Here is a 23,914-nt window from a genome sequence, read left to right as displayed (position 1 = left end):
GTCTACCGTGATGCCATGAGCACCCCTCGGATCGCTCCCGGCGGATTCCGTGACCTCGGTCCCGCCAATTGGGCCTTCACCCGCCTCGCCGCGCGCGTCACCGGTGTCCATGACACCCACATCTTCTCCACGCTGGGCCGCACCCGTGGTCTGTTCCGGGCGTGGCTGTACTTCGGGGCTCGGCTGATGCCGTTCGGGACGTTGTCGCGCAAGGACTCCGAGATGGTGATCATCCGTGTCGCGCATCTGCGCGAGTCGGCCTACGAGCTCGACCACCATCGTCGGATCGGCAAACGCGCGGGCATCACCGATGATGAACTCGCGCGCATCCTCGACGGTCCCGACGCCGGATGGGGGGATCGCGAACGCGCCATCCTGCGCGTGGTCGACCAACTGGTGACCACCCGCGACATCGACGACGTCGCGTGGGAGGCGCTGCGCCGCCACCTCGACGAGCGCCGCACCATCGGCCTACTGCTGCTCGTCGGTCAGTACGACATGCTCGCCACCACCCTGCACACCTTGCGGGTGCAGCTCGACGTCCGCGCCTGAGGGCGTTCGGCGATGGGGTCGTTTGCCGCGCGGATGATGCGTAACCCGCTGTTCTCCCGCGTCTACGAGCACGCGTGGCGCCCGGTGTTCACCCGCGGCTTCAGTCTCGGCAGTCCCGAGACCGCCGACTACGACGCCGCACTACGCGCCTATCTGTGCCGGCCCGGTGAACGCATGGTCCTCGACATCGCTTGCGGGCCCGGCAATTACACCCGGGACATTGCTGCAGGCCTCACCGGCGACGGACGGGTGGTCGGCATCGACTACTCACCGTCGATGCTGCACACCGCGGTGGCCACCAACAGCATCGACCGCGCGAGTTACCTCCGTGTCGACGCGCACGCGATCCCGTTCGCCGACAACACCTTCGACGAGGTGATCTGCCTGGCCGCGCTCTACCTGATCCCCGACCCGCTCCCCGTGCTCGACGAGATGCTGCGGGTGGCGCTCCCCGGTGCGCTGCTGGTGGTGTTCACCTCGGTGGCCGGACCGGTGTCGACGGTGCCCGGGGTGAAGACGCTGGCGGCCATCGGCGGCTACCGCGTCTTCGGGCGCGACGAGATCACCGGCGCGCTGCGCCGAGGCGGTGCCGAACACATCGAGCAGACCGTCATCGGTGAGGGGCAGTATGTGCTGGCGCAGGCTCCCGGTGGGCACTGACCGAACGCACCAGCGGCGCCACGCCTTCGGCGAACCAGAAGGCCTCCTCGATGTGCGGTTGCCCGGAGAGGATGAAGTGGTCGATGCCGATCGCCCGATATTGTGCGATGAGGTCGGCGACCTCGGCATGGCTGCCGACGAATGCGGTTCCGGCTCCCGGGCGAACCAGACCATAACCCGCCCACAGCCCCGGGTACACCTCGAGGTTGTCGAGGTCGGCGTTGAGGGCGAGCTGCCGACGTTGTCCCTCGGACTCCGACTGCGAGAGACGTTGGCGGGCAAGCTCGATCAATGCCGGGTCCATCCGCGAGACCAACTTGCGGGCCTCGGCCCAGGCCTCCTCGCGGGTGTCGCGGGTGATCACGTGCGCCCGGATTCCGAAGGTCAGCTCCCGGCCGTGCCGGGTGGCGCGGGCACGGACGTCCTCGACGAGTGCGGCCACCTTCTCCGGTGGTTCGGTCCAGGTGAGATAGGTGTCGACGGTGGCCGCGGCCACCTCGCGCGCGTACTCGCTGGCACCACCGAAGAACACCTGCGGCACCGGGTTCGGCGGATGGCCCACCACCGCACCGGTGACGTCGTAATGCTCACCGGAGAAATCGAACGGCGTTCCCGTCCAGGCATGCCGGACGATCTGCAGGAATTCCCCGGTGCGGGCGTAGCGCTGCTCCTTGGTGAGCCGGTCCCCGAACCGCGCCTGCTCCTGCGCGTCACCGCCGGTGACTATGTTGAGGGCGAGACGGCCGCCGGAGAACTCGGCGAACGTGGCGGCCTGCTGGGCGGCAAGCGTCGGGGTGATCAGCCCGGGCCGGAAGGCGACGAGAAACTTCAGGCGGCTCGTCTCCCGGATGAGTGCGGCGGTGGTCAGCCACGCATCGTGGCACCAGGTTCCGGTCGGGGTCAGCACCGACTCGAAACCCAACCGTTCGGCGGTCTTCGCCACCAGCGCGAGATAGTCGAGATCGGGTGGCCGGATCGCGGACGCGGTGCCCAGGATGCCTGCCGACTGCAATCCGCCGATGACCTCGCGTCCGTCGCCGGAGGTCGGCAGGAACCAGTGGAAGTGTGCCTCGGGCTGGGCTTCTGCGGTCATTGCGTACTCACTGCGTAGGGCGCCACGGTGGAGTTGAAGCGCTTGTCGACGAAGTCGGCGATGACGGGCTTGTGGTCGAGCTGGCCGGCGGCGGCGAAGGCGTCGGCCAGTTTCTGCTCCGAGGCGACCACGGTGTCGTCGATCTCGATGGCCGGCCGGACGCTGCGCTGCTGTGCCGCCAGTGCGGCCTGCGGGTCGATGCCGATCGCCTTCGCGTACTGCTGCGACCAGGTCTCGACGTTGGCTGACGCCCACTTGCTGGCCTTGGCCAGGTGTTCGACGAAGATCCGCAGCGCGGTGTTGCGCTTGGCGTCGGCAAGGGCCTCATTGGACGCGATGCCGAAGCCGTAGCCGTTGACCACCCCGGTCCCCGAGGCGAGGATCTTCGCACCCGAATCCTTTTGCACGATAGCCGTATACGGGTCCCAGATCGCCCACGCATCGACCGCGCCGCTGGAGAAGGCCGACAACGCGTCGGCGGGCTGCAGGAAGACCGGGGTGACGTCGGTGCCGAGCTTCAGGTTCGCCTTGCTCAACTGCTCGAGGAGATTGCCGTGGGCCGAACTTCCCTTGGCCACAGCGACTTTCTTGCCCTTGAGTTGTTCGACGGAGGTCAGGGTGGAGCCGGCGGGCACGAGTATGACGTCACCACCGGCGTTGTTGGTGTAGGCGGAGACGATCTTGATCTTCGCGTTCGACGCCGCACCGAAGATCGGGGGCGTGTTACCGGTGACGGCGAAGTCGATCTTGCCCGCGGTGGCGGCCTCGATCTCGGGCGGACCCGAGGTGAACGTCGAGAACTCGACCTTGAACGGCAGCGAATCGAGTTCTCCCGCAGCGCGCATGAGCGATTCGGTACCGCCCTTCTGGTCGCCGACGCGCAACGTCAGGCCGGCCAACTGTGCGGGATCGACGCTGGCGTCGGCGACGGCGCCGGTCGAATCCTCTTTGCTGACACAGCCACTGAGCGCAAGCGCGAGAATCCCGGCCAGGACGACGAGTACGGTCGCACGTCCGCGGAACCCTCCGGCGGACATGCGTGAACCACGAGACATTTCTTCCACGAGCCTTTCGATGATGCCGACCCGACAGACGTCGGGCCAAGAAAACTGGTGAGCGGGAGGTTACGGTGAGTGCCCTATTCGCCGAGAGCGTCGAGCAGCCGGGCCCGCAGATGCGCGGTCTGCGCTGCGCCGTCGGGATCACGTGGCGCGTCGACGGTGACGTCGGCGGCGATGTGCCCGTCGGCGAGCACGACCACCCGGTCCGCGAGGCGCAGCGCCTCGTCGACGTCGTGGGTCACGACGAGAACGCTGAATCCGTGGGCCTGCCACAGGTTGATCAGCAGCCGGTGCATGGCCGCCCGCGTCAATGCGTCCAGAGCACCGAACGGTTCGTCGAGCAGCAACAGTTGCGGATCGGCAACCAGGGCGCGCGCCAACGAGACCCGTTGGGCCTGACCGCCGGACAGCTGCGCCGGCCACGCGTCGGCCTTGTCGGCCAGCCCGACCTCGGCGAGCGTGTCGTTGACCCGGGCGGCGGCCGCCGCACCCTTGAGTCGGGAACGGACGACCCCGAATTCGACGTTGCGGCGCACCGTGCGCCACGGGAACAGTCGGGGCTCCTGAAATGCCACCGCGGGTGCCCCGGACGTGGTGACGTCACCCGTCGAGGGTTGCGACAGGCCGGCGAGCAGCCGCAGCAGGGTCGATTTGCCGCTGCCGCTGCGGCCGATGATGGCGACGATCTCGCCGGTGCGCACGGTCAGGGACACGTTGCGCAGCACCGGTTCCGCGTCGCCGTAGGCGAAGGTCGCCGCCGACACCTGCCCGGCGATCTCGGTCGATTGCGTTGTCCGCGTGGCGCTCGCGGCATCGATGGTGGCAGTCATGGGCCGGCCCTCCTTCAGTTGGTCCGTTGGTAGCGCGTGGTGTACTTCTCCAACGCGCGCACGATCGCGTCGGTGATCAATCCCAGTGCCGCATAGATGATCAGGCCGAAGAACACGACGTCGGTGCGGAGGAAATCGCGCGCGTTGTTGATCAGGTATCCCAGCCCGGAAGTCGCCGCGATCTGCTCGGCGACGATCAGACTGAGCCAGGCGATCGCCAGTGACTGCCGGAGTCCGACGAGGATCTGCGGCATGGCGCTGGGGATGACCAGCTCCCGAATCGTCTGCAGGCGGCCGAATCCGAGGACCTTGGCGTTCTCGCGGAGCTTCGGGTCGATCTGTCGGATCGCGGCCGAGGTGTTGAGATACAGGGGGAAGATCGCACCGAGTGCCACCAGCAGGATCTTCGGGGTCTCCTCGATACCGAACCACAGGATGAACAGCGGGATGAGACCGAACAGCGGAAGCGCCCGGATCGCCTGCATGTTGGGGTCGATGATCGCGTCCGAGAGCCGGCTCAGTCCGACGATCACCCCGAGCCCGATGCCGATGACCACGCCGAGTCCCAGGCCGATCGCCACGCGTTCGGTGGAGGCGACGATGGCGTCGGTGAGTTCACCGCTCTGCAGCTTCTCCCAGCCGGCCTCGGCGATGAGCGAGGGTGCGGGCAGCTTGTCCTGCGGCAGGACCCCCAGGGCGCTCCCGAGTTGCCACAGTGCGAGCACGCCGATGGGTGAGAGGACCCGGATCCACGTCAGCACGCGTGAGCGTCGTGCCGCGCGGATCTGCGCCGCCGACCTGGTGCCCGATGGTCGCCCGGATGACGACGCCGCCGAGGAACTGGAACCCGAGATAAGAGAAATTGCCATGATGGTGGGCAATGATGCGGCAGTTCCGGAGCGGGCAGAACGGTTGCGCTCAGCATGACGCGAAGTGCGCTCAGCCCGTTTCGGACTCGACACCGATGTTCGCATCGTGCAATAGTTCGGCGCTTGCACCGTCTGACGATTCGGCGCTTGCACCGTGTGATTATCCGGCAGTCACATCGTGCGATAGTCGCGCACGCTCATCCGGTTGCCCCGTCGCTGGGGACGCGAGCCGTGCATCTCGACCATCCGGATGATCCGATAGCGGTGTCCGGCATAGGGTTCGAGGAGTTCGAGCATGCGCGCGTCATCCACCGGTTCCCCGATGAGAGTCTGCCCGACCGCCGACGGAATGTGGTAGTCGCCGACGGGCACCGCGTCGGCGTCGCCGACCGCACGCGCCCGGGTCTCGGCGACGGTCCACGGGCCGACACCGCGCAGGATGTCGAGCCGACCGGCGTGCCGTTCCACATCGAGTGAGGTGGCGCCTCGGATCGTGCGCATCCGCACCGGCTCGGCGCCGCTGCGGTGCCAGTCCCACACCGGGATCGAGGGCCACAGCTCCTGCGGCGGCGGCACCCGCATGTCGTCGGGCACCGGCCCCGGCGCCCGGGAACCGTGGCGGCGCACCAGGTATCGCCACGCCCGCCAGGCCTCGGCACCGACCACCTTCTGTTCGAGAATGGCCGGCACGAGCGCCTCCCACACGCGCCCGGTGGCCCCGATGCGCAACCCGCGCGAGCGGGCAACGAGTCCGGCGACCACGTCGTCGTGGACGGGCATGGACTCGGGGGCGTCGTCGCCGCCGAGCATTGCGGGCATCGATTCGAGCAGCCAGTCGGCGCCGTCGCCCCACGCGCGGCCGACGATGCGCTCACCGTCGACACGCACGGTCAGGGTTGCCGCTCCGTCCGGGGTGTGGCTCGCGCGCCACACCGACCCGTCGCGGCCGTAGCGGAACGCGGGGTCACCTCCGCCGCGCCGGTGCAGTCCCAGCGTGTATCGCAGATCCACCGGTCCCGGCGGCGTCCACACCCTGGTGCGCTCGGCGTTCATCGTCCTCGACTGTATCCATCGTTCCCGACACTCCCGGGCGGGGACGAACCACCGCGGACGAGGCGTTCACGCGAACGACCATCCGTGGAAAGGACGCCCAGCCGGCCGTTACCCTCATCGGTGGCTCCGGTGTGCCCGGAACCATCGACACAGGGGGCACTTCATGCGCAACACGGTCATCCGCAGTTCTCTGGCGGCCGCGACGGCCACCACCTCGGTTCTGCTGATCACAGGCTGCACGACGTCGGGGACACCGCAGGCCGCTGACACAACGTCGGCAGGTCCGTCCACGGCGTCGCCGAGCACCGTATCGACGACCAGCGGCGATCCAGCGAAGGTCAAGGGCCTGGTGGTCACCGCTGCCGATCTCCCGGCCGGATTCACCCTCACCCCGCTGCCGGAGGATCAGTTCCAGCAGGCGGTGTCGCAGTTCCAGGGGACCACCCGCAACGCGACGATCACCCCGTCCGCGTGCGCCGATCTGCAGAAGCTGCCGGACGTGGATGCCTCGAAGCTCGGTGTCGCGGTCGCGACCTCGACGAGCGGCGGCATTCTCAGCGAAGGCCTCGCCGCGCAGTCGAGCGACGTCGCCGCGGCACGGGCGAGGGCCACGGGACCCTGCAAGAACTTCTCGATCACGATCAACACCGGCGCGGCCGCAGGCACCACCGCGACCGCGACCAACACCGTGATACCCGCACCGGCCACCCAGGCGGATCCGGGCGATGTCCTGGTGCTGCGTCAGGACCAGAAGGTCTCCACGGCCGGCCAGGTCGTGACCGTCACCACCTACACCGGTTTCGCGTCGGTGAAGGGGTACAGCGTCTCGGCCCTCTACACCGCGACCACACCGGGCTCCGCTCCCGACGACGCCGCCTTCCGGCAGTTCTTCACCGCGGCGGTGAACAAGGTGGCCGCCGACGGCTGAGCGCTCCGGCGTCGAACACGACGAACGCGGCCCGTCCCGGTCCGCGCCGGTGGTGCACCACGGGCGTTGGCCGGGACGGGCCGCGTTCGTCGCGTGACTCAGAGGTTGATCATGTGTCCGATCGCGCCGTGGAACGTTTCCTGCAGCGCTTCGCTCATCGTCGGGTGGGTATGGACATTGCGTGCCAGCTCACGCGCGGTGAGGTCCCACTTGTGGGCCAGCGTCAGCTCGGGAAGCATCTCGGAGACGTTGTCGCCCACCAGATGTCCGCCGAGGAGTTCCTCGGTCTCGGAGTTGGTGAGGAGTTTGACGAAGCCGGCGGTCTCGCCGAGTCCCTGCGCCTTGCCGTTGGCGGAGAACGGGAAGGTCGACACGGTCACGTCGTAGCCTTCGTCCTTGGCCTGTGCCTCGGTGAGACCGAACGAGGCGACCTGCGGCTGACAGAACGTCGCGCGCGGCATGAAGCGGTAGTCGCCCAGTGTCATCGTCTCCGCGCCGGCCATCGTCTCGGCGGCGACCACGCCCTGCGCCTCGGCCACATGTGCGAGTTGCAGCTTGGCGGTCACGTCGCCGATCGCATAGATGCCGTCGACGTTGGTGCGCATGTGGTCGTCGATCGCGATGGCGCCGCGTTCGGTGAGTTCGACGCCGGTCTTCTCGAGGCCGTAGCCGTCGACGCGCGGGGCGAAACCGACCGACATCAGGACCTTGTCGACGGTCAGTTCACCGTCGTTGTCCTTGGCGTCCTTGTAGGTGACGGTCACGCTGTCACCGTTGTCGGTGACGGTCTGCACCTTGGTCGAGGTCAGCACCTTGACGCCGAGCTTCTTGTATTCCTTGGCGATGGCCTTGGAGACGTCGACGTCCTCGTTGGGCAGGACCCGATCGAGGAATTCCACGATCGTGACGTCGACCCCGTAATTGGCCAGCACGTACCCGAATTCCATGCCGATCGCGCCGGCACCGACGATCACGATCGACTCGGGGAGCTCACGGGTGAGGATCTGGGTCTCGTAGGTGACGACGTTGTCGCTCAGCTCGACGCCCGGCAGCAGCTTGACGGTCGATCCGGTGTCGATGATGAGGTTGTCCCAGGTGATCTCGCGGTCCCCCACTTTCAGGGTCTTCGCGTCCTGGAACACACCGTATCCGTCGATCTCGGTGATCTTGTTCTTCTTCATCAGGAAGTGGACACCCTTGACGATGCCCTCACTGACCTTGCGACTGCGGTCGAATGCCGGACCGAAGTCGAAGGAGACCTCACCGGACATGCCGAAGGTCTTCGCCTGATGGTTGAAGATATGCGCCAGCTCGGCGTTCCGGAGAAGTGCCTTCGACGGGATACATCCGACGTTCAGGCACACACCGCCCCAGTACTTCTCTTCGATGACGGCGGTTTTCATGCCCAGTTGGGCGGACCGGATCGCGGCCACGTACCCACCTGGACCAGCACCCAGGACAACTGTTTGGAAGTGTTCAGCCACGGCCACCACCCTACGACGGCGTCGGGTACCAGCGCAGAGCGTCCCCGGTACTGGCCGGTAACCACCTCGAACACCGACGGTTTCCATCACTGATTGAATCAATGATGGGGATCTGCTTTGATCGACAGGTATGGCACCGACACGCGCCCAGGTGACGCGCGAACACCTGCTGATGGCCGCCGAGCGACTGTTCCTGACCGACGGACCCGACACCGTGTCGGTGCGGGCCATCTGCACCGAGGCCGGGGTGAATCCGGCGGCCGTGCACTACCACTTCGGATCCAAGGACGACCTGGTCGCAGCCCTGCTGGAGGACCGGTTGGCGCCACTGTGGGCCGACGCCCTCGGCGGTGACGACCTCGCCGACCACACCATCGCCGACCTCATCGACCTCGTCGTCGACCCGCTCGTTCGACTTCGGGCCGATCCCGTCGGCCATCTCCATCTGCAACTGCTGACCCGCTTCGTCGACGCCCATCCCGACGCCGCGTGGACGCGCCGCTGGTTCCGCCTGGACGACTGGGTGGATCTGCTCACGCCGCTGGTTCCCGGCCTCGACACGCGCGCCGCGCGACGCCGGTGGGCGCTCGCGTTCACGCTGATCCTCCACCGCTTCGGTGGGAACGGGCCCCTCTCCGACGACGCGATCGCGGCACTGCGCGCGTTCGTGGTCGCCGGACTCGGCGCACCGGTTGTCTCGAAGGAGTTGTCATGACCACCAACATCACTGCGCCGGACTCATCAGCGCCGGACCCCTCAGCGCCGGACCCCTCAGCGCCGGACCCCTCAGCGCCGGACCCGTTCGCGCCCGCCCGACTCGGTCCACTGCACCTGCGCAACCGCCTCATCAAGTGCGCGACCTTCGAGGGCCGCACCCCCGACGCCCTCGTCACCGACGATCTCATCGAGTTCCACCGGGAGGTGGCGGCAGGCGGGGTCGGGATCAGTACCGTCGCCTACTGTGCGATCTCCCCGGAGGGCCGCACCGACCGGCATCAGATCTGGCTACGGCCCGAGGCCGCGCCCGGACTGGTCCGGCTGACCGAGGCCATCCATGCCGAAGGTGCTCGTGCGGCAGCACAATTGGGTCACGCGGGCCCGGTCGCCAACTCGGTGTCGAACAGGGCCCGGGCGCTGGCCGCCTCACCGATCCCGGCGCCGATGGGGATGTCGATGACGCACTCACCCACCGTCGAGGAAATCGCCGCGCTGCGCACCACATTCGCCCGCGCGGCTCGCATCGCGGTCGATTCCGGCTTCGATGCACTCGAAATCCATTGCGGCCACAACTATCTCCTCAGCAGCTTCTTGTCCCCGCTACTCAACCGCCGCCGCGACGACTACGGTGGCTCGTTGGTCAACCGCGCCCGGCTGGCCCGCGAGGTACTCGAGTCGGTGCGCGAAGAGGTCGGCAGCGATGTCGCGATCTGGGTCAAGCTCAACATGTACGACGGCGTCGGAGCCGTCGGCGCACCCGCACGCCGGTGGCGAGGCTTCAACGTCGACGAAGCGTGCGCGGCGGCGCGGCTGTTCGAAGCCGACGGATACCTCGACGCCATCGAACCCACCGCGGGCAGTTCACTTCTCAACCCGATGTACCTGTTTCACGGTCAGGCGCCGCGGACCGCGTTCGCCGACGCGTTCACCGGACCGATGCGCTGGGGGCTGAAGGCCGCAGGCCCGTTCTTCCTCAAGCACTACGAGTACCACCCCGGTTATCTGCTGCCGTTGGCACGCCGACTGCGGGAGGCGGTCGACCTACCGATCATCCTGCTCGGCGGCATCACCGACCGTGCCACCATGGATGCGGCACTCGCCGAGGGCTTCGACTTCCTCGCCATGGGCCGCGCCCTACTCCGCGAACCCGATCTGCCACAACGGATCAGCGACGACCCATCGACGACGTCGCAATGCATCCACTGCAACCTGTGCATGCCGACGATCTACACACGCACCGAGTGCCCGGTACGTGGGTGAGACCACCGCACACGATGTGACTCCTGGAAATCGGCGATGAGCGACACCATGGTCATGTGCCCCTTCCCCCGCTGGTCGAGACCCCCGATGGTCGAGGTGCACGGCGCCCCAGGCGCCGGGCCTTCCCCCGATGGTCGAGGTGCACGGCGCCCCAGGCGCCGGGCCTCGAGACCCGGTGAGACAACACGCTTCCCAACCACATCGAACAGCCGCAGCGAAAACCGCACCGCCTACCACATCCCACCGACAGAAAACTTCCGCCAGCTCACCACCGAAACCTGTTGTCCACAAGCACATTTACCTCCACAGAATCATCGAACACACTTACCCTAATCCACATGTTCGAGTAGAGTGGACCCATCACACCGATCAGCCACTGGGGAGGGGCCCATGATCGACACCACCGAAGCTCTTGACGCCGAAGCGGTTTTCGCCGGGATTGTCAGCCAACTCAGCGACCTGCAATGGAATCCGGACATGACCGGACACCAAGCCTTCGGCGCGATGAAGCAAGTCCTGTTGTTGCGGAACCTGATCGATCACCACGCCACCACCCTCACCGGCGAACTGGACCGGCTGGGCGTGGCCGACCACAAGACCACCCGACTGCGGGAGTTGTTGATCAGCATGGGTTGCGCACCCGCCGTCGCAGGTCGGTATGTGCGGGTCGCCACCACCACCGATGTCGATCTGTTGTTGGCGCATGAAGCGGACGGGTCCATCTCTTCCGAACATGTGGATGCGATCGTGCGCGGGTTGGCGCACATCGACACCCGCTCCCCCGAACCCCTCGACACCGTGCGACGGTGTGAATACCTGCGGAAACTGCTGTCGCACTACTTCGCCGGTTTCACCCCCGCCGAAATCAACCTCTACGCGCGGCAGTTGGGTAACGAGTTGGCGGCCGACACACCGGGCGGGTTACCGGCCGCCGAAGACAAGACGATCAACTCCTACACCGACCGCATCACCGACGACGGACGACTGGAGATCTCGGCGAACCTCGACATCATCGCCGGGGAGAAAACACGCACCCTGATGGAAACCTTGTCGGCGCCCAAAGCTCAACCCGACGGATCCCCCGATCCCCGGACACCCGAACAGATCTGCGCCGCGGCGTTTGAAACGATCGTCGAACTCGCGGCACAGGGATTGGCGGACACCACATTCTCGGCGAAACCCACCAACGGACTGTTGTGGACCTGGTCTGCGGACAACCCGGCACTCGGTGGGGATTTGCAGAACCTGGGTGCGATCACCGAATCCACCGCCAAACTGTTGTCGTGTGACACCACGATCACCAAAATCATGCTCGATCCGAACGGTGTACCGCTCAGTGTTGGCGAAGCGAAACGCTTCTTCACACCGGGACAACGGAAAGCGTTGCTGGTGCGGGATCGCGGGTGCATCAAGTGTGGTGCCCACGCCGGACGCTGCCAAGGACATCATTCGCACCATTGGGCCGATGGTGGTCCCACCGACCTCGACAACGGATGCCTCCTCTGCACCAGCTGCCACGACGATGTGCACCACCACGGGTGGGACATCATCATGGGATTCGACCGACATCCCTGGCTGATTCCACCCGCCAGCATCGATCCGCAACGCCGGCCGGTGCCGTCGTATCACCGCCGCACCATGCGACTCGACGACACAGCAGCCTGACCTGCGCTGCCCCACAACCTGATTCCCCGCACCCGGCCCGGCCGGGACCGCGTCTGTTGTTTGAGAACTCCATAGTGATAATCCCCACCCGATGGTCGGGATGGTCGTACCCTTGGCCCGGAATCCCTTCGGCGCAACAGGTCTCGAGGCTCGTCGCTGGCGCTCCTCGGCACCTCGACCACCGGGAGGGGAGGCCACCGGGTGGGGAGGGCGTCAGCATCCGATCGTCGGATGGGAGAGCATCAGCATCCTTCGAGGGGAGCGCATACCCCGCTGGTCGAGGTGCGAGCCGCGTGCGGCGAGCCTCGAGACCACCTGCACCGGTGCTGGATTCGCACCACCGTGGACCGAATATATTTCGGCGCACGGTGTCTCGAGTCTCGTCGCTGGCGCTCCTCGGCACCTCGCCCATACCTCGACCACGGGAGTGGCACGGCAGGTGCATCCCGTTGCGGGTCACCTCGACCATTGGGTTGGGGAGCGCCCGGCATCATTGGACGAGACGGACGGGGTCGGAAAGTTCGTGGTCATCGTGTGAGCTCAGCATGTGGCATGCAGGACGCGCCGGCTGAAGCCGGGTACGTTGGCGAGGTGACCGACAGCAACACCACCACCTCCGCCGACGACCCCTACCTGTGGCTCGAGGACGTCACCGGCGACGAGGCACTCGCCTGGGTGCGTGACCACAACGCACCCACCCTTGCCGAACTCACCGACTCGGACCGGTTCTCCCAGCTCGAAGCGCAGGCCTTGGAGATCCTCGACACCGACGACCGCATCCCCTACGTGCGTCGCCGGGGCGAGTACCTCTACAACTTCTGGCGCGACGCGGCGCACCCCCGCGGACTGTGGCGGCGGACCACGCTCGAGCAATACCTCACCGACTCCCCCGAGTGGGATGTCCTCATCGACGTCGACGCCCTCGCCATCGCCGAGGACGAGAACTGGGTGTGGAAATCGGCCACCATGAACCGGCCCGGGTACGACCGCGCCCTGATCTCGATGTCGCGCGGCGGTGCCGACGCCGCCGTCGTCCGGGAGTTCGACGTCGCGACCCGTAGCTGGGTCGACGACGGCTTCACGCTCCCCGAGGCGAAGTCGTCGATCTTCTGGATCGACCGCGACACCGTCTATGTCGGAACCGATTTCGGGATACAGCCCGATGGCGACGGATCACTGACCACCTCGGGGTATCCGCGCGTCATCAAACGGTGGACGCGCGGCACTCCGGTCGATGCGGCGCCGACGGTGTTCGCCGGCTCTGTCGACGATGTGGCGGTGAGCGCCGGGTACGACCACACGCCTGGATTCGAGCGTCATTTCGTCTCGCGCGCAACGGATTTCTTCAACGAGCTCACCTACGAGCTCCGCGGCACCGAGGAGATCTTGCTCGACGTGCCGACCGATGCCCACGTCAGCGTGCACCACGATTGGATGTTTGTCCGCCCCCGTTCGGACTGGGAAGTCGGCGGAACCGATTATCCGGCAGGCACTCTGCTCGTCTTCGACTACCCGTCCTACCTCGCCGGGGCGCGCGAACACACGGTGCTGTTCACCCCGGACGCGCACACCAGCCTGCAGTCATTCTCCTTCACTCGGTCACACCTGATCGTGCTCACCCTGCACGACGTGCACACCGAGGTGACCGTGCGCACTCTCGGCGACTGGACGGTCGTGCCACAACCCGGGCTCCCCGAACTCGCGACCGTCTCGGTCCTCGACACCGATCCCGACGACAGTGACGAGGTGTTCTGGTCGGCGACGTCGTTCACCGCGCCACCGAGCCTGCTGCACGGCAACAGCGGCACCGAGGTCACCGTGATCAAACAGACCCCGCAGTTCTTCGACGCGGAATCGGTGGTGGCCGAACAGTTCTTCACCCCGTCCGACGACGGCACCCCGATCCCCTACTTCGTGATCCGGCGCCGCGACGTGACCAGCGGCCCCACACTGCTCTACGGCTACGGCGGCTTCGAGAATTCGCTGACGCCGGGCTATCTGGCGCTCTCGGGACGCAATTGGATCGAACGCGGCGGCATCTATGTCATCGCCAACATCCGTGGCGGCGGCGAATACGGCCCGGCCTGGCACACCCAAGCCCAGAAGGCCGGTCGTCACCTGGTGTACGAGGACTTCTCGAGTGTTGCCAAGGACCTCGTCGCAGGTGGACTGACGACCCCGGCCCAACTCGGCGCACAGGGCGGTTCCAACGGCGGCCTACTGATGGGCGTGATGCTCACCCGATATCCGGAGTTGTTCGGCGCGTTGGTGTGTCAGGTCCCGCTGATCGACATGCGTCGCTACCACCTGCTGCTGGCGGGCGCGTCGTGGATGGCCGAGTACGGCAACCCCGACGACCCCGACGAGTGGGCCTACATCGGTGAGTACTCGCCGTATCAGAACCTCACACGCGAGAAGACCTACCCGCCGATTCTCGTCACCACCTCCACCCGCGACGACCGCGTCCATCCCGGGCACGCCCGCAAACTCGTTGCGCGACTCGAGGAGTACGGTCACGACGTCCGCTACTACGAGAACATCGAGGGCGGGCACGGCGGTGCCGCCGACAACAAGCAGGCGGCCTTCAAGTCGGCACTGGCGTACGAATTCCTGTGGCGCACCATCGGATCGGCCGACCACTGAGCGGTCAACGGTAGACGACGACCGCCGCGGGCCGCACCGACCGCGGCCCGACGTTCAGTCCCGGCCGCAGAACGTCGGCGACCGTCCGTGACCGGTCGGCCGCGCCGGTCTCCCGGGTGTCGACGGCGTCCATGGTGACGGCGTCGAAGTCGTCGCCGATCCGCGGTGTCACGAGCGTGCCCCCGCGGCCGACGATCACGCGTTCCAGGCCGTCGGCCAGCGCGGTGAACGCGGCGCGGTCGGCGGCGTCGGTCGACGCTGAGGCACAGCCCGCGGCGTCGCCGTAGAGCGCCAGCAGGTCCACCAGCAGGGCCAGGTCTGCGCCGGCCGCATCGCGCGCCGACCGCTTCTTCTCGGCGTCGAGGAGCCGGTCCAGCGACTGCGACTGCCGGACAATCACCCGCCCGAGATCCTCGAGCCGCTCGTCGAGACGGCGGAACGGCTCGGCCACCTCATCGGCACCACCCTGGCTCTCCGCACCGGCGACGTCGTCTGCACCCTCGGTCATCCGACCAGCGTAGAACCCGGCGCTCGCACCATCGAGACGCCTGCCCGGCGCGCGTCGCGCTGTTACGATCCCCGACCGTGGGCGTATTCGGCATCGATCTGGGCACGACGAATTCGGCGATCGCGGCGATCGACCGCGACGGACGGCCCGAGGTGATCGGCGACTGGAATGGTGCGCCGACGACACCGTCGGTCGTGCTGTTGCCGTCGGCGCACGACCACGTCGTCGGCGAAGGTGCCCGCAGGCAGGCACGACTGGACCCCGACAACGTGTGCGCGCTCGTCAAACGTCGTATGGGTGAAGCAGATTGGCGGTTCGTCGCCCACGGCCGGAGCTGGTCGGCCCCGGCGATCTCGGCGCTCATCCTGAAATCGTTGGTCTCCAACGCCGAATTCGCCGGCGAGAAGGTGGAGCGCGCGGTGATCACCGTGCCCGCCTACTTCGGCGACGAGGAACGCCGCGCCACCATCCAGGCGGGTACCTACGCCGGACTCGACGTCGCCGGGGTGTTGTCGGAGCCGATCGCGGCGGCGCTGTCCTACGGATTCAGCCGGTTGACCGACACCGTCGCCACGGCCACACCCGACGAGACGGTCCTCGTCTACGACCTCGGCGGCGGCACCTTCGACGCCACGGTGATCGAACTCGCCGACCGGCGCATCTCGGTGCTTGCCGTCGACGGCGACCATCAGCTCGGCGGCGCCGACTGGGACGAGCGACTCGCCCTGCACCTGTCGCGGAAGTTCTGCGAGGAGCACCCCGACGCCGAGGATCCCCTCGACGACTCGGCCGGTTCGCAGGCCCTGATCATGGCCGCCGAACGTGCGAAACACGAACTCAGCGAATCAAACTCGACATCGGTGATCGTCTCGCACGACGGCGTGCGGTCGGTACTGACCGTGACCCGCACCGAACTCGAGGAACTCACCGCCGGACTCCTCGCACGCACCCTCGATCTCACCGACTCGTGTGTGGCCGGCGCCCGCCGACGCGGGGTGGCACAGGTGGATCGGGTGTTGCTGGTCGGCGGCTCGTCCCGGATGCCTGCGGTGACACGCGAGATCACGGCGCGGCTCGGGATCACCCCCGAACTGCGCGATCCGGATCTGGCGGTCGCGCGTGGTGCGGCGATCTACGGGGAGAAACTCGAGATCGAGCGTCTGGTCACCGCCGACCTGATCACCCGAGGTCGATTGGCGCCCGGTGCGACGCTCGTCGACGCCGCGCCGGCCGATGTCGACGAGGCCGCCGCCCGGGTGGCCGCGGCGTTCGCGATACCGGTCGCCGGAGTCCGTCGAATGCTCCAGATCAGCGTCGACACCGTGGTTTCTCGCGGCTTCGGGGTACTCGCGGTCAGCGGTCGCAACGGCGAACTCGAGGTCACCTGGCTGGTGCATCGCAACCAGCCCTTGCCGATCCGCGTCCAGCGCTCCTTCGGGACGGTGCGCGCCGACCAGCGGCGCATCGAGCTGACCGTGGTCGAACAACTCGGGCAGGAGGCCTCGCCCTCACCGCGCGACGCGAAGATGCTGATCGAGGGCGCCATCGAGGACATCCCGCCCGGCCACGACGAGAACAGCGAGGTGCGGGTCACCTTCGAGATGGGATTCGACGGCGTGCTGCACGTCAGAGCCCATCATGTCGAGGCGGACATACCGCTGACCCTCACCGCGAAAACCGGTGCGACGCTGTCCCAGTCGGAGGTCGCGCGGGAACTCGACCAGGTCCACCGCAGTCGACGCCGGGACGTCTGAGCGCCGTGGAACCCTTCGTCGGCAACGACTACCGCAAACGCGTCCTCGCCGCGGTGGAACGCCGCGGCGGCGTCGAGGAATCCGACCCCTTCGAGCTGTACGACATCCCGATCGCCGAGGCCGCCACCCTCTCCGACCCCGAGGTGGCCGCCCGGATCGACGAGGTGTGGGCGTTCTGGCAGAAACAACGCGATCACCCCAAGTACCGGATGCTCGTGGAGCATTTGGTCGCCGAACACGGCGACCGCAGTGCACCGCTACGTGAGTCGGTTCGCCGCGTGACGCTGGCCCGGTCCGTGCAGGCGCGCCGCACCGAGCTCGATGAGCAGCGATATCAGTTGTTGGACAGCGCGATCGAACGCCTCGTCGCCCGTTATGGCGGCATCCCGGAGGGAAAGCGCGCCGGTCTCGACGAGATCGGGGCGATGGGTGGACTCAGTACCGACGAGGTCGCGACCCGACTGCGCAGACACCGCGTAGTGTCCGATACCCCCTCCGGGGCAACGGCTTCCACTCCTGCCGCGCCGCAAACGCTGTCGGCCCACAAACTCTCCCAGATCACCGAGCTGCTCACCGAGTTCAGCCGCCGCCGCAGCGGACCGCCTGCCCACACACTGCTCGCGGTACTCGATCTCACCACCGACAACGCCGCCGACCGCGGCGAGATCCGGCTGCGCGTCGACGGAATGCGCCACCGCGCACGGGAACTACCCGCCGGCCGCATGCGCGCCATCGTCGACGAGCTCCTCATCGACATCGCGGAGATCCTGCTCGGACCCGTCGAGGTCACCGTCGCGTACCTCGCCTCGGTCACCGACCGGGTCACCGAACATCTGCGGCCCCGTATCCGGGCGGCGATCCTCGTCGAGGATCGCCTGCACCCCGACGATCACCAGTTCATGCTCGACGAGGCGCGTGGACTCGGTCTCGGCACCCGCGACGCGCGCCGGCTGATCGCCACGATCGCGGCCGAGTACGGCGGCGCCGTCGAGGAGCCGGCCCCCGCCCCGGCCCCCGCACCGGCCGCACCGGCTCCGACGCCGCACACCCCGGCAGCAGTCGACTGGCAGCGCGAATTGCGCTCGGCCCGACAGGCTTTACGCAAGGGCCGCCCAGAGGAGGCCCGGCGGCGATGTGCACAGGCGCGCGCAGCCGCCGGCGACGACCCCACCGCACTCCGTCAGATCGATGCGGTCGCCGACGAGGCCCAGCGAACCCTGGACGCCACCGACCCGCCACCCGAACCGGCCCCGGCACCAGGGCCGCCTCCGGCAGCGTCAGCGGAGCCGCCCCCCGCAGCGCCGTCGCAGGTTCGGGCCGAGGCGGTCGACGGCACCGTGCGGGTGAGCTGGGAACCCTCACCCACCGCGGGGGTGAGCTATCGGGTCACCCGCGTCGAGCCGAACGGCCGCAGGCAGGTGGTCGGCCGCACCTCGGAGACCGCACTCGACGACGGTGGCGTCGGCACCGCAACCCCATTGCCCACCTACGAGGTCACCGCAACCCGCGCGGGCGTGCACTCCGACGTCGCGATCTCCGGTAACCCGCCGCCCCCGCCCCGACCCCCGGCTCCTGCACCCACAACACCCACGGCTCCCACCACGCCACCGACCGATGATCTGCCCGCCGTCACCGACGTCCGCGTCGACGGGGACCGGGTGATCTTCGCGTGGCCCGACGGCGTCACCGAGGCCCTCGTCGTCATTCGGGCGGATGCACCTCCGCAGTCGCCGACCGACCCGGCGGCGTGGGCGAAGAAGATCACCAACACCCGCTACGCCATCGACGGCGGGTTCGCGATCCCCGGTTCCATCGCACGTCCCGGGCACATCGCGGTGGCGGCGTGCCGGCGCGACGGCAGCGGCGCGCTGACCGTCGCCGCCGCCTTCGGCCCCCGGGCGCGCGCGGCCCTGCCGGCGACGAACACCAACCCACGCCCGTGATTCGCTAGGCTGAATTCGCCGAATCGGACATCACCGACCTCGACCACCAGATTCAGAGGGGAATCACCTGCCATGGGAATCGACTACACCAAGCGACCGAAGACGCCGCCGGCCCCACAGCCACAGCCGACTCCACAGGCACAGCCGTATCAGCAACCGCCGCAGGGTTACCCGAACCAGGCTCCAGCTCAGCCGCCGGTGTCGTTGTCGAAGGTGACGCTCACCAAGTCCGCGCCGAGCGTGTCGCTGACCAAGCAGGGTTCGGCGACCGGTCAGGTCCGGGTGAACCTCAACTGGACCGCCGGCTCCAAGGGCGGACTGTTCAAGCGCGCCACCGGCGTCGACCTCGACCTCGCCTGCCTCTGGGAGTTCACCGACGGCAGCAAGGGCATCGTGCAGGCCCTCGGCAACTCGTTCCAGGCGCCGTACCAGGGACGGCCGATCATCTGGCTCGACGGCGACGACCGCTCCGGATCGAACACCGGCGGCGAGAACATGTACATCGACCTGTCGGCGTCCAATCAGATCCGTCGCGTGCTGATCTTCGCCTACATCTACGAGGGCACCCCCAACTGGGCGAGCGCCAACGGCGTGGTGACCCTGTTCCCGGCGAGCGGACCGCAGATCGAGGTACGCCTCGACGAAGCCGATCAGGGCGCCATCTCGTGCGCGATCGCACTACTGGAGAACCGCGGCGGCGAACTCGTCGTCAATCGCGAGGTGCGCTACATCCGCGGCTCCCAGTCCAAGGTCGACGAGGCCTACGGCTGGGGACTGAACTGGAAGGCCGGCCGCAAGTAGCGCTTGCCCTTCCCCCGCACCACCTGACGCACACCGCTCGCCGCACGCGCACATCGACCGTGCCCGGGCGGTGTGCGTTCGCTCACCACCACCGACCACGAGCCCGCCGCGTGCCGTAAGGTCTGCGCGGTCATGCCGACACCGCCCCTGCTGGTGGCGTCGGCCCGTCGGGGGCGACCGTGCCGGACGTCCCCGGGCACTCAATCGGGGGATGGTGTGCTGAAGTTCTCGACCTGGCGCGTTGCGGCGCGATGCCGCCTGCGTGCAATACTCGTCGCCGTCACGATGACCACCGTCGCGATGACCACCGTCACGATGACCACCGTCGCGCTGAACGCCGGATATGCGGCGGCACGGCCGGATTCACCGCTCGATCTGAACGCGATCGCCGATGCCGCGATGAGGTCGGTCGTCGCCGATCCCGATCCGTTCTACGCTCACACACCGCCGGGCGCCGACGCCCGTCTCGGCGAGATCCTGCGGATCGAACCGATGGCTGCGCCGGCGGTGGAACGCACAGTGCCCGGTGTGCGCGGGTTCCGGATGCTGTACGTGACGACCGGGCCACTCGGCGACCGGACCGCGGCGAGCGCGTCACTGTTCGTCCCGACGGCAACTCCACCGCACGGCATGCGCGCATTGATCGGCATGGGTGTGGCCGACGAAAGCATGGGCTCCTATTGCCGGCCCACCTCGTCGATGTCACGCAACTCGGTGATCGATCAGGTTCGCGGTATGGGCCCGGTCGACTCGGCATCGACAGCGCTGCGTGCCGGCCACACCGTCGTCGTCGCCGATCTCGCCGACGACGGTGGTCCGTCGCCCACCCCGACGCTGCTGCCCCGCTTCGACGGGCACGCGTTGCTCGACGCGAGCCGCGCGGCCCGCTCGGTGCCCGCGGCCGGGTTGACCGCGTCGTCGCCGATCGGTATCTACGGTCCGTCCGGCGGCGGGAGCGGCGCGGCCGCGGTGGCCGCCGAGCAGGCCGGAACCTATGCGCCCGAACTGCACATCCCGGCGATCATGATCGGTCAGATGGTGCCCGATCACCGTAACTTCATCCGCCGGAACAGCGGCACGGTGGGAGCCGGATTCGCGGTCGCCGATCTGCTGGGTCTGGAGACCGGGCACCCGGAGATGCGGATCGACGACAAACTCACCGCAGTCGGCAAGAGGATCGCCGACGCCTTCCGGCACGCGTGCGCGGTCCCGACCTATCTCACCCTGTCGTACGTACCGCTGCCGGCATTGTTCCGGCCGGGTCATTCCCCGTGGGCCGACCCCGACTTCCGGCGCGCCTTCGACGCGGCCGCGCTGGCCACCCCCACCTCGCCCACCCCGACCGCGCGGTTGCGGCTGACGCGGTGCGACTCGAACCTCTCGCCGGTGTCGGTGACGCCCGTCGATGACCTCGCACGCGCCGCGGCGACCTATCGTGCGAAGGGTGCCCGCGTCACGACCCGCGTCGTGAGCTGCCTCGGCGGACCCGGTGACGTCTACGCCCCGGACCTTCAGTGGCTACTCGCTGCACTGTGACCGGCGCCGGGAACCGAGATGCCGCCGAATCGCCCGGACGACGACCATCGGATCCCACTGCTGCCCGGCGAGGCCGCGTGTGAGCGGGTACCAGGCGAATCCGATCAGGGCCGAACACGCATGCCCGATGTTGGTGACGGTGATGTGCGAGAGAAGCGGGACGACGTAGATCACCACGCAACCGGCGATGTACACCCACCGCCACGGGCGGGCGATGTGATAAGCCAGCACCGCCGCGACCGCCGCCAGAAAGTAACTGACGCCGACGTCGTGGATGCGTACCAGGTCCGCACTCGCATCACCAGATGCAATGGCACGCCGCAGCAATCCCTCACTGGCATAGGTGGCGACGACATGTGCGCTGAGACCGACCACGACGAAACGTGCGGTGCCGAGCCATCGTTCGGCCGGGATCAGGAAGATGCAGAAGAGGATCAGATACGGAAACCAGTACGAACCGTCGAGCCAGAACAGGCTCGCGAGGAGAACCTGGAACGGATCCTTCTGCAGATTGACGATGTTGGTCGACTGATGACCGAGCACGTGGTTGAGATGCCTCGGCGACATCGAGTGCTGCAGGATGGTCGTCATCAGCAGGATCACGAGCCACACACAGGTCACGGGAGCGGAACGGATTCGATCCCAGATCCACGCGCCGGCGCTCGTCAGTCGGTCCACCTCGTCTCCCACTCGTCAGCCCCGGTGATCAGTGTGCCGGTCGAGCGACGCCCGCGCCGGGGACCGGGACACACTCAGCGCGCGATGAGCCGCACGACGATGCCGAGCACGATCCCGATCGCCCCGGCGATCGCACCCACCGTCGCCCACCAGGTGAGGTCGTTGGCCAGGGCGTCGGTGGCCGCTCGGGTCAGGGCGTTGCCGGTGGAGTGATTGACGAACTGGCGGTTGACCAGCGTCGTCGCATTCAGAGCCGCCAGCCAGCTCAGCAAGGCCGCCAGCAACCCACCCAGACCGAGCGCGATCAGCACCGTCCCGCGTCGTCGGGCGACGAGCAGGGCGAGCAGGCCGGCGATCACCGCGACCGCGGTCGCGACGTATCCGATCGTCGTGATCTGTTGTCCGACTTTGTGATACCGGCCGGCATCGAGCCCGCTGCCCTCGGCCATCGGCACCTCGATCTTGCCCGGCACCGAGGTCACGAACGGCAGGTTGGCGCTCTTGAGCGCCCGGTTTACCATCGCGGTGATGTCGAGTTGCATCTCCTGGGAGCCGCCCGCGGGCGCGGGATCGAAGAGCCAGGAATGCTGCTGTCGGACGAGATCGGCGAAGTCGGCGGGGAAGTCCTGTCCCTGCGTGTAGCGCTTCGCGAACGGTTCGATCAGCGTCGACGCTCCGGGCACATTGACCCGGGAGGACACCTGCTCGGTGATCTCGTCGGCGATGAACGCCTGCACCTGCGGGTCGTGCGCGAGCGGTGCGGCGACGTCGGCGAAACCGTCGGCATCGACCACCCGCTCGGCAGCCCACATCGACGGCAGGGCGACGACGATGGCCACCATCGCGACAAGGGTCAGCAGCGCACTGAGAAACGTTCGCACCGGCACGAGGGTACCTGCCGAGACTCGCTCACTCGTCGGCGATGACCCGGGCCCGGCCGACGATCAGCGGATCGGGGGTGCCGACGAGCTCGTCGTTCTTGCCCTTGTAGTCGAACAGGCTGAGCACGTGGCGCATCGCGTTGATCCGCGCGCGCTTCTTGTCGTTGCTCTTCACCACCGTCCAGGGCGCGATGTCGGTGTCGGTCTTGGCGAACATCGCCTCCTTGGCCGCACCGTAGGCATCCCACTTGTCGAGCGACGCGAGGTCCATCGGGGACAGCTTCCATTGGCGGACCGGGTCGATCTGCCGGATCGCGAAGCGGGTGCGCTGTTCGAGCGGGCTCACCGAGAACCAGAACTTCACCAGGTTGATGCCGTCGTCGACGAGCATCTTCTCGAACGCCGGGACCTGATCCATGAACTGGTCGTACTGCTCGGGGGTGCAGAAACCCATCACCCGCTCGACGCCGGCCCGGTTGTACCAGGAGCGGTCGAAGAAGACCATCTCGCCGCCCGCGGGCAGATGCTGCACGTACCGCTGGAAGTACCACTCGGTGGACTCGCGTTCCGAGGGCTTCTCCAGCGCGACGACCCGGGCGCCGCGGGGATTGAGATGCTCGTTGAACCGCTTGATCGTCCCGCCCTTGCCCGCGGCGTCGCGGCCCTCGAACACCAGCAGGTGACGCTGGCCGGTCTGCTTGGACCATTTCTGTAGTTTCAGCAGTTCGATCTGCAGCCTGCGCTTGGTCACCTCGTACTCGCGGCGACTCATCCGCTCCTCGTACGGGTAATCCTCACGCCAGGTGTCGACGACGTTGCGCTCGGGCAGCGTCAGCAGCACCGGATCGTCGTCATCGTCGTCGTTCACCTCGAACTGGGTGGTGTCGTGTAGATCGACGAGGCTCTGCAGCGCTTCGCGCCCGTTGAGCTTGCTGAAGTCGGGGCCCAGGGTTTCCAGGTCGTGTAACTCGGTCACGGATCAACGATATGCCGCGGTC

21 protein-coding genes are annotated in these 23,914 nt (G+C 67.6%); 11 read left to right on the top strand and 10 right to left on the bottom strand.

The annotated features are described in order from the left end of the window. The first annotated feature begins 15 nt into the window (after positions 1-15). Positions 16-552 carry a carboxymuconolactone decarboxylase family protein gene (locus AC5ZH6_RS04720; protein ID WP_496168529.1) on the top strand — a complete coding sequence of 179 codons (537 nt, stop codon included), beginning with the start codon at positions 16-18 and terminating at the stop codon, positions 550-552. A gap of 12 nt (positions 553-564) precedes the next feature. Next, positions 565-1,212: a class I SAM-dependent methyltransferase gene (locus tag AC5ZH6_RS04715; protein WP_094601866.1), complete on the top strand. Its 648-nt coding sequence runs from the start codon at positions 565-567 to the stop codon at positions 1,210-1,212. Here AC5ZH6_RS04715 and AC5ZH6_RS04710 read toward each other — a convergent pair. The 5 genes from AC5ZH6_RS04710 to AC5ZH6_RS04690 all read right to left on the bottom strand — a co-directional run bounded on the left by AC5ZH6_RS04710 (position 1,163) and on the right by AC5ZH6_RS04690 (position 6,118). Continuing rightward, entirely contained in the window at positions 1,163-2,305 is a 1,143-nt protein-coding gene (locus tag AC5ZH6_RS04710) for an LLM class flavin-dependent oxidoreductase (protein WP_496168528.1), read from the bottom strand. The genes AC5ZH6_RS04715 and AC5ZH6_RS04710 overlap by 50 nt on opposite strands. Continuing rightward, a complete protein-coding gene (locus AC5ZH6_RS04705; protein WP_006372524.1) occupies positions 2,302-3,342 on the bottom strand; it encodes an ABC transporter substrate-binding protein in 1,041 nt (346 codons plus the stop codon). Before AC5ZH6_RS04705 ends, AC5ZH6_RS04710 begins: the two co-directional genes overlap by 4 nt. 101 nt (positions 3,343-3,443) lie before the next feature. Then, on the bottom strand, positions 3,444-4,196 hold the full coding sequence (locus AC5ZH6_RS04700) for an ABC transporter ATP-binding protein (RefSeq protein WP_094601864.1): 753 nt from the start codon (positions 4,194-4,196) through the stop codon (positions 3,444-3,446). A 14-nt stretch (positions 4,197-4,210) separates the two neighbouring features. Beyond that, positions 4,211-5,065 carry an ABC transporter permease gene (locus AC5ZH6_RS04695; protein ID WP_496168527.1) on the bottom strand — a complete coding sequence of 285 codons (855 nt, stop codon included), beginning with the start codon at positions 5,063-5,065 and terminating at the stop codon, positions 4,211-4,213. Positions 5,066-5,236: 171 nt separating this feature from the next. Continuing rightward, positions 5,237-6,118, bottom strand: coding sequence for a DNA-3-methyladenine glycosylase family protein (locus AC5ZH6_RS04690; RefSeq protein ID WP_020172354.1), 882 nt, complete (start codon positions 6,116-6,118; stop codon positions 5,237-5,239). Between the two features lie 163 nt (positions 6,119-6,281). Between AC5ZH6_RS04690 and AC5ZH6_RS04685 the strand changes: the two genes are divergently transcribed. Further along, positions 6,282-7,046 carry a hypothetical protein gene (locus AC5ZH6_RS04685; RefSeq protein ID WP_496168526.1) on the top strand — a complete coding sequence of 255 codons (765 nt, stop codon included), beginning with the start codon at positions 6,282-6,284 and terminating at the stop codon, positions 7,044-7,046. 98 nt (positions 7,047-7,144) lie between these two features. Here AC5ZH6_RS04685 and lpdA read toward each other — a convergent pair whose 3' ends face one another. Next, the gene (lpdA, locus tag AC5ZH6_RS04680) at positions 7,145-8,530 is read right to left on the bottom strand and encodes a dihydrolipoyl dehydrogenase (RefSeq protein WP_026920339.1); all 1,386 of its coding nucleotides are present in this window, start codon (positions 8,528-8,530) and stop codon (positions 7,145-7,147) included. Between the two features lie 130 nt (positions 8,531-8,660). On the opposite strand from lpdA, the gene AC5ZH6_RS04675 reads away from it, so the two are divergent. From AC5ZH6_RS04675 to AC5ZH6_RS04660, 4 genes are all read left to right on the top strand, one after another. After that, positions 8,661-9,245 carry a TetR/AcrR family transcriptional regulator gene (locus tag AC5ZH6_RS04675; RefSeq protein ID WP_014358913.1) on the top strand — a complete coding sequence of 195 codons (585 nt, stop codon included), beginning with the start codon at positions 8,661-8,663 and terminating at the stop codon, positions 9,243-9,245. Beyond that, on the top strand, positions 9,242-10,507 hold the full coding sequence (locus AC5ZH6_RS04670; protein WP_496168524.1) for an NADH:flavin oxidoreductase: 1,266 nt from the start codon (positions 9,242-9,244) through the stop codon (positions 10,505-10,507). Before AC5ZH6_RS04675 ends, AC5ZH6_RS04670 begins: the two co-directional genes overlap by 4 nt. Positions 10,508-10,897: 390 nt before the next feature. Continuing rightward, positions 10,898-12,172 carry an HNH endonuclease signature motif containing protein gene (locus tag AC5ZH6_RS04665; RefSeq protein WP_496168522.1) on the top strand — a complete coding sequence of 425 codons (1,275 nt, stop codon included), beginning with the start codon at positions 10,898-10,900 and terminating at the stop codon, positions 12,170-12,172. A gap of 552 nt (positions 12,173-12,724) precedes the next feature. Continuing rightward, positions 12,725-14,815 carry a prolyl oligopeptidase family serine peptidase gene (locus AC5ZH6_RS04660; protein ID WP_006372514.1) on the top strand — a complete coding sequence of 697 codons (2,091 nt, stop codon included), beginning with the start codon at positions 12,725-12,727 and terminating at the stop codon, positions 14,813-14,815. Positions 14,816-14,819: 4 nt separating this feature from the next. Here AC5ZH6_RS04660 and AC5ZH6_RS04655 read toward each other — a convergent pair whose 3' ends face one another. Next, a complete protein-coding gene (locus tag AC5ZH6_RS04655) occupies positions 14,820-15,323 on the bottom strand; it encodes a nucleotide exchange factor GrpE (protein WP_006372513.1) in 504 nt (167 codons plus the stop codon). Between the two features lie 77 nt (positions 15,324-15,400). Between AC5ZH6_RS04655 and AC5ZH6_RS04650 the strand changes: the two genes are divergently transcribed. The 4 genes from AC5ZH6_RS04650 to AC5ZH6_RS04635 all read left to right on the top strand — a co-directional run bounded on the left by AC5ZH6_RS04650 (position 15,401) and on the right by AC5ZH6_RS04635 (position 21,357). Beyond that, entirely contained in the window at positions 15,401-17,077 is a 1,677-nt protein-coding gene (locus AC5ZH6_RS04650) for an Hsp70 family protein (RefSeq protein ID WP_006372512.1), read from the top strand. Between the two features lie 5 nt (positions 17,078-17,082). Next, positions 17,083-19,020 (top strand): hypothetical protein, encoded by a 1,938-nt coding sequence (locus tag AC5ZH6_RS04645; RefSeq protein ID WP_006372511.1) that lies wholly within the window; start codon positions 17,083-17,085, stop codon positions 19,018-19,020. A gap of 72 nt (positions 19,021-19,092) precedes the next feature. Then, positions 19,093-19,821 carry a TerD family protein gene (locus AC5ZH6_RS04640; RefSeq protein WP_006372510.1) on the top strand — a complete coding sequence of 243 codons (729 nt, stop codon included), beginning with the start codon at positions 19,093-19,095 and terminating at the stop codon, positions 19,819-19,821. Between the two features lie 132 nt (positions 19,822-19,953). Next, positions 19,954-21,357 (top strand): lipase family protein, encoded by a 1,404-nt coding sequence (locus tag AC5ZH6_RS04635; protein WP_247608746.1) that lies wholly within the window; start codon positions 19,954-19,956, stop codon positions 21,355-21,357. Here AC5ZH6_RS04635 and AC5ZH6_RS04630 read toward each other — a convergent pair. The 3 genes from AC5ZH6_RS04630 to ppk2 form a co-directional block, all read right to left on the bottom strand. Further along, complete coding sequence (locus tag AC5ZH6_RS04630) at positions 21,340-22,035, bottom strand: rhomboid-like protein (RefSeq protein ID WP_006372508.1); 696 nt, start codon at positions 22,033-22,035, stop codon at positions 21,340-21,342. The two genes, AC5ZH6_RS04635 and AC5ZH6_RS04630, sit on opposite strands and share 18 nt — an antisense overlap. A gap of 74 nt (positions 22,036-22,109) precedes the next feature. Beyond that, positions 22,110-22,916, bottom strand: a complete 807-nt coding sequence (locus AC5ZH6_RS04625) for a hypothetical protein (RefSeq protein ID WP_014358904.1) — start codon at positions 22,914-22,916, stop codon at positions 22,110-22,112. A 28-nt stretch (positions 22,917-22,944) separates the two neighbouring features. Next, positions 22,945-23,892 (bottom strand): polyphosphate kinase 2, encoded by a 948-nt coding sequence (gene ppk2, locus AC5ZH6_RS04620; RefSeq protein ID WP_006372506.1) that lies wholly within the window; start codon positions 23,890-23,892, stop codon positions 22,945-22,947. Positions 23,893-23,914: the final 22 nt, after the last annotated feature.

The organism is Gordonia sp. YC-XJ4 (assembly GCF_059511865.1).
Note: the sequence above shows the minus strand (reverse complement) of the source record. Positions and strands in the feature narration are given on the sequence as shown.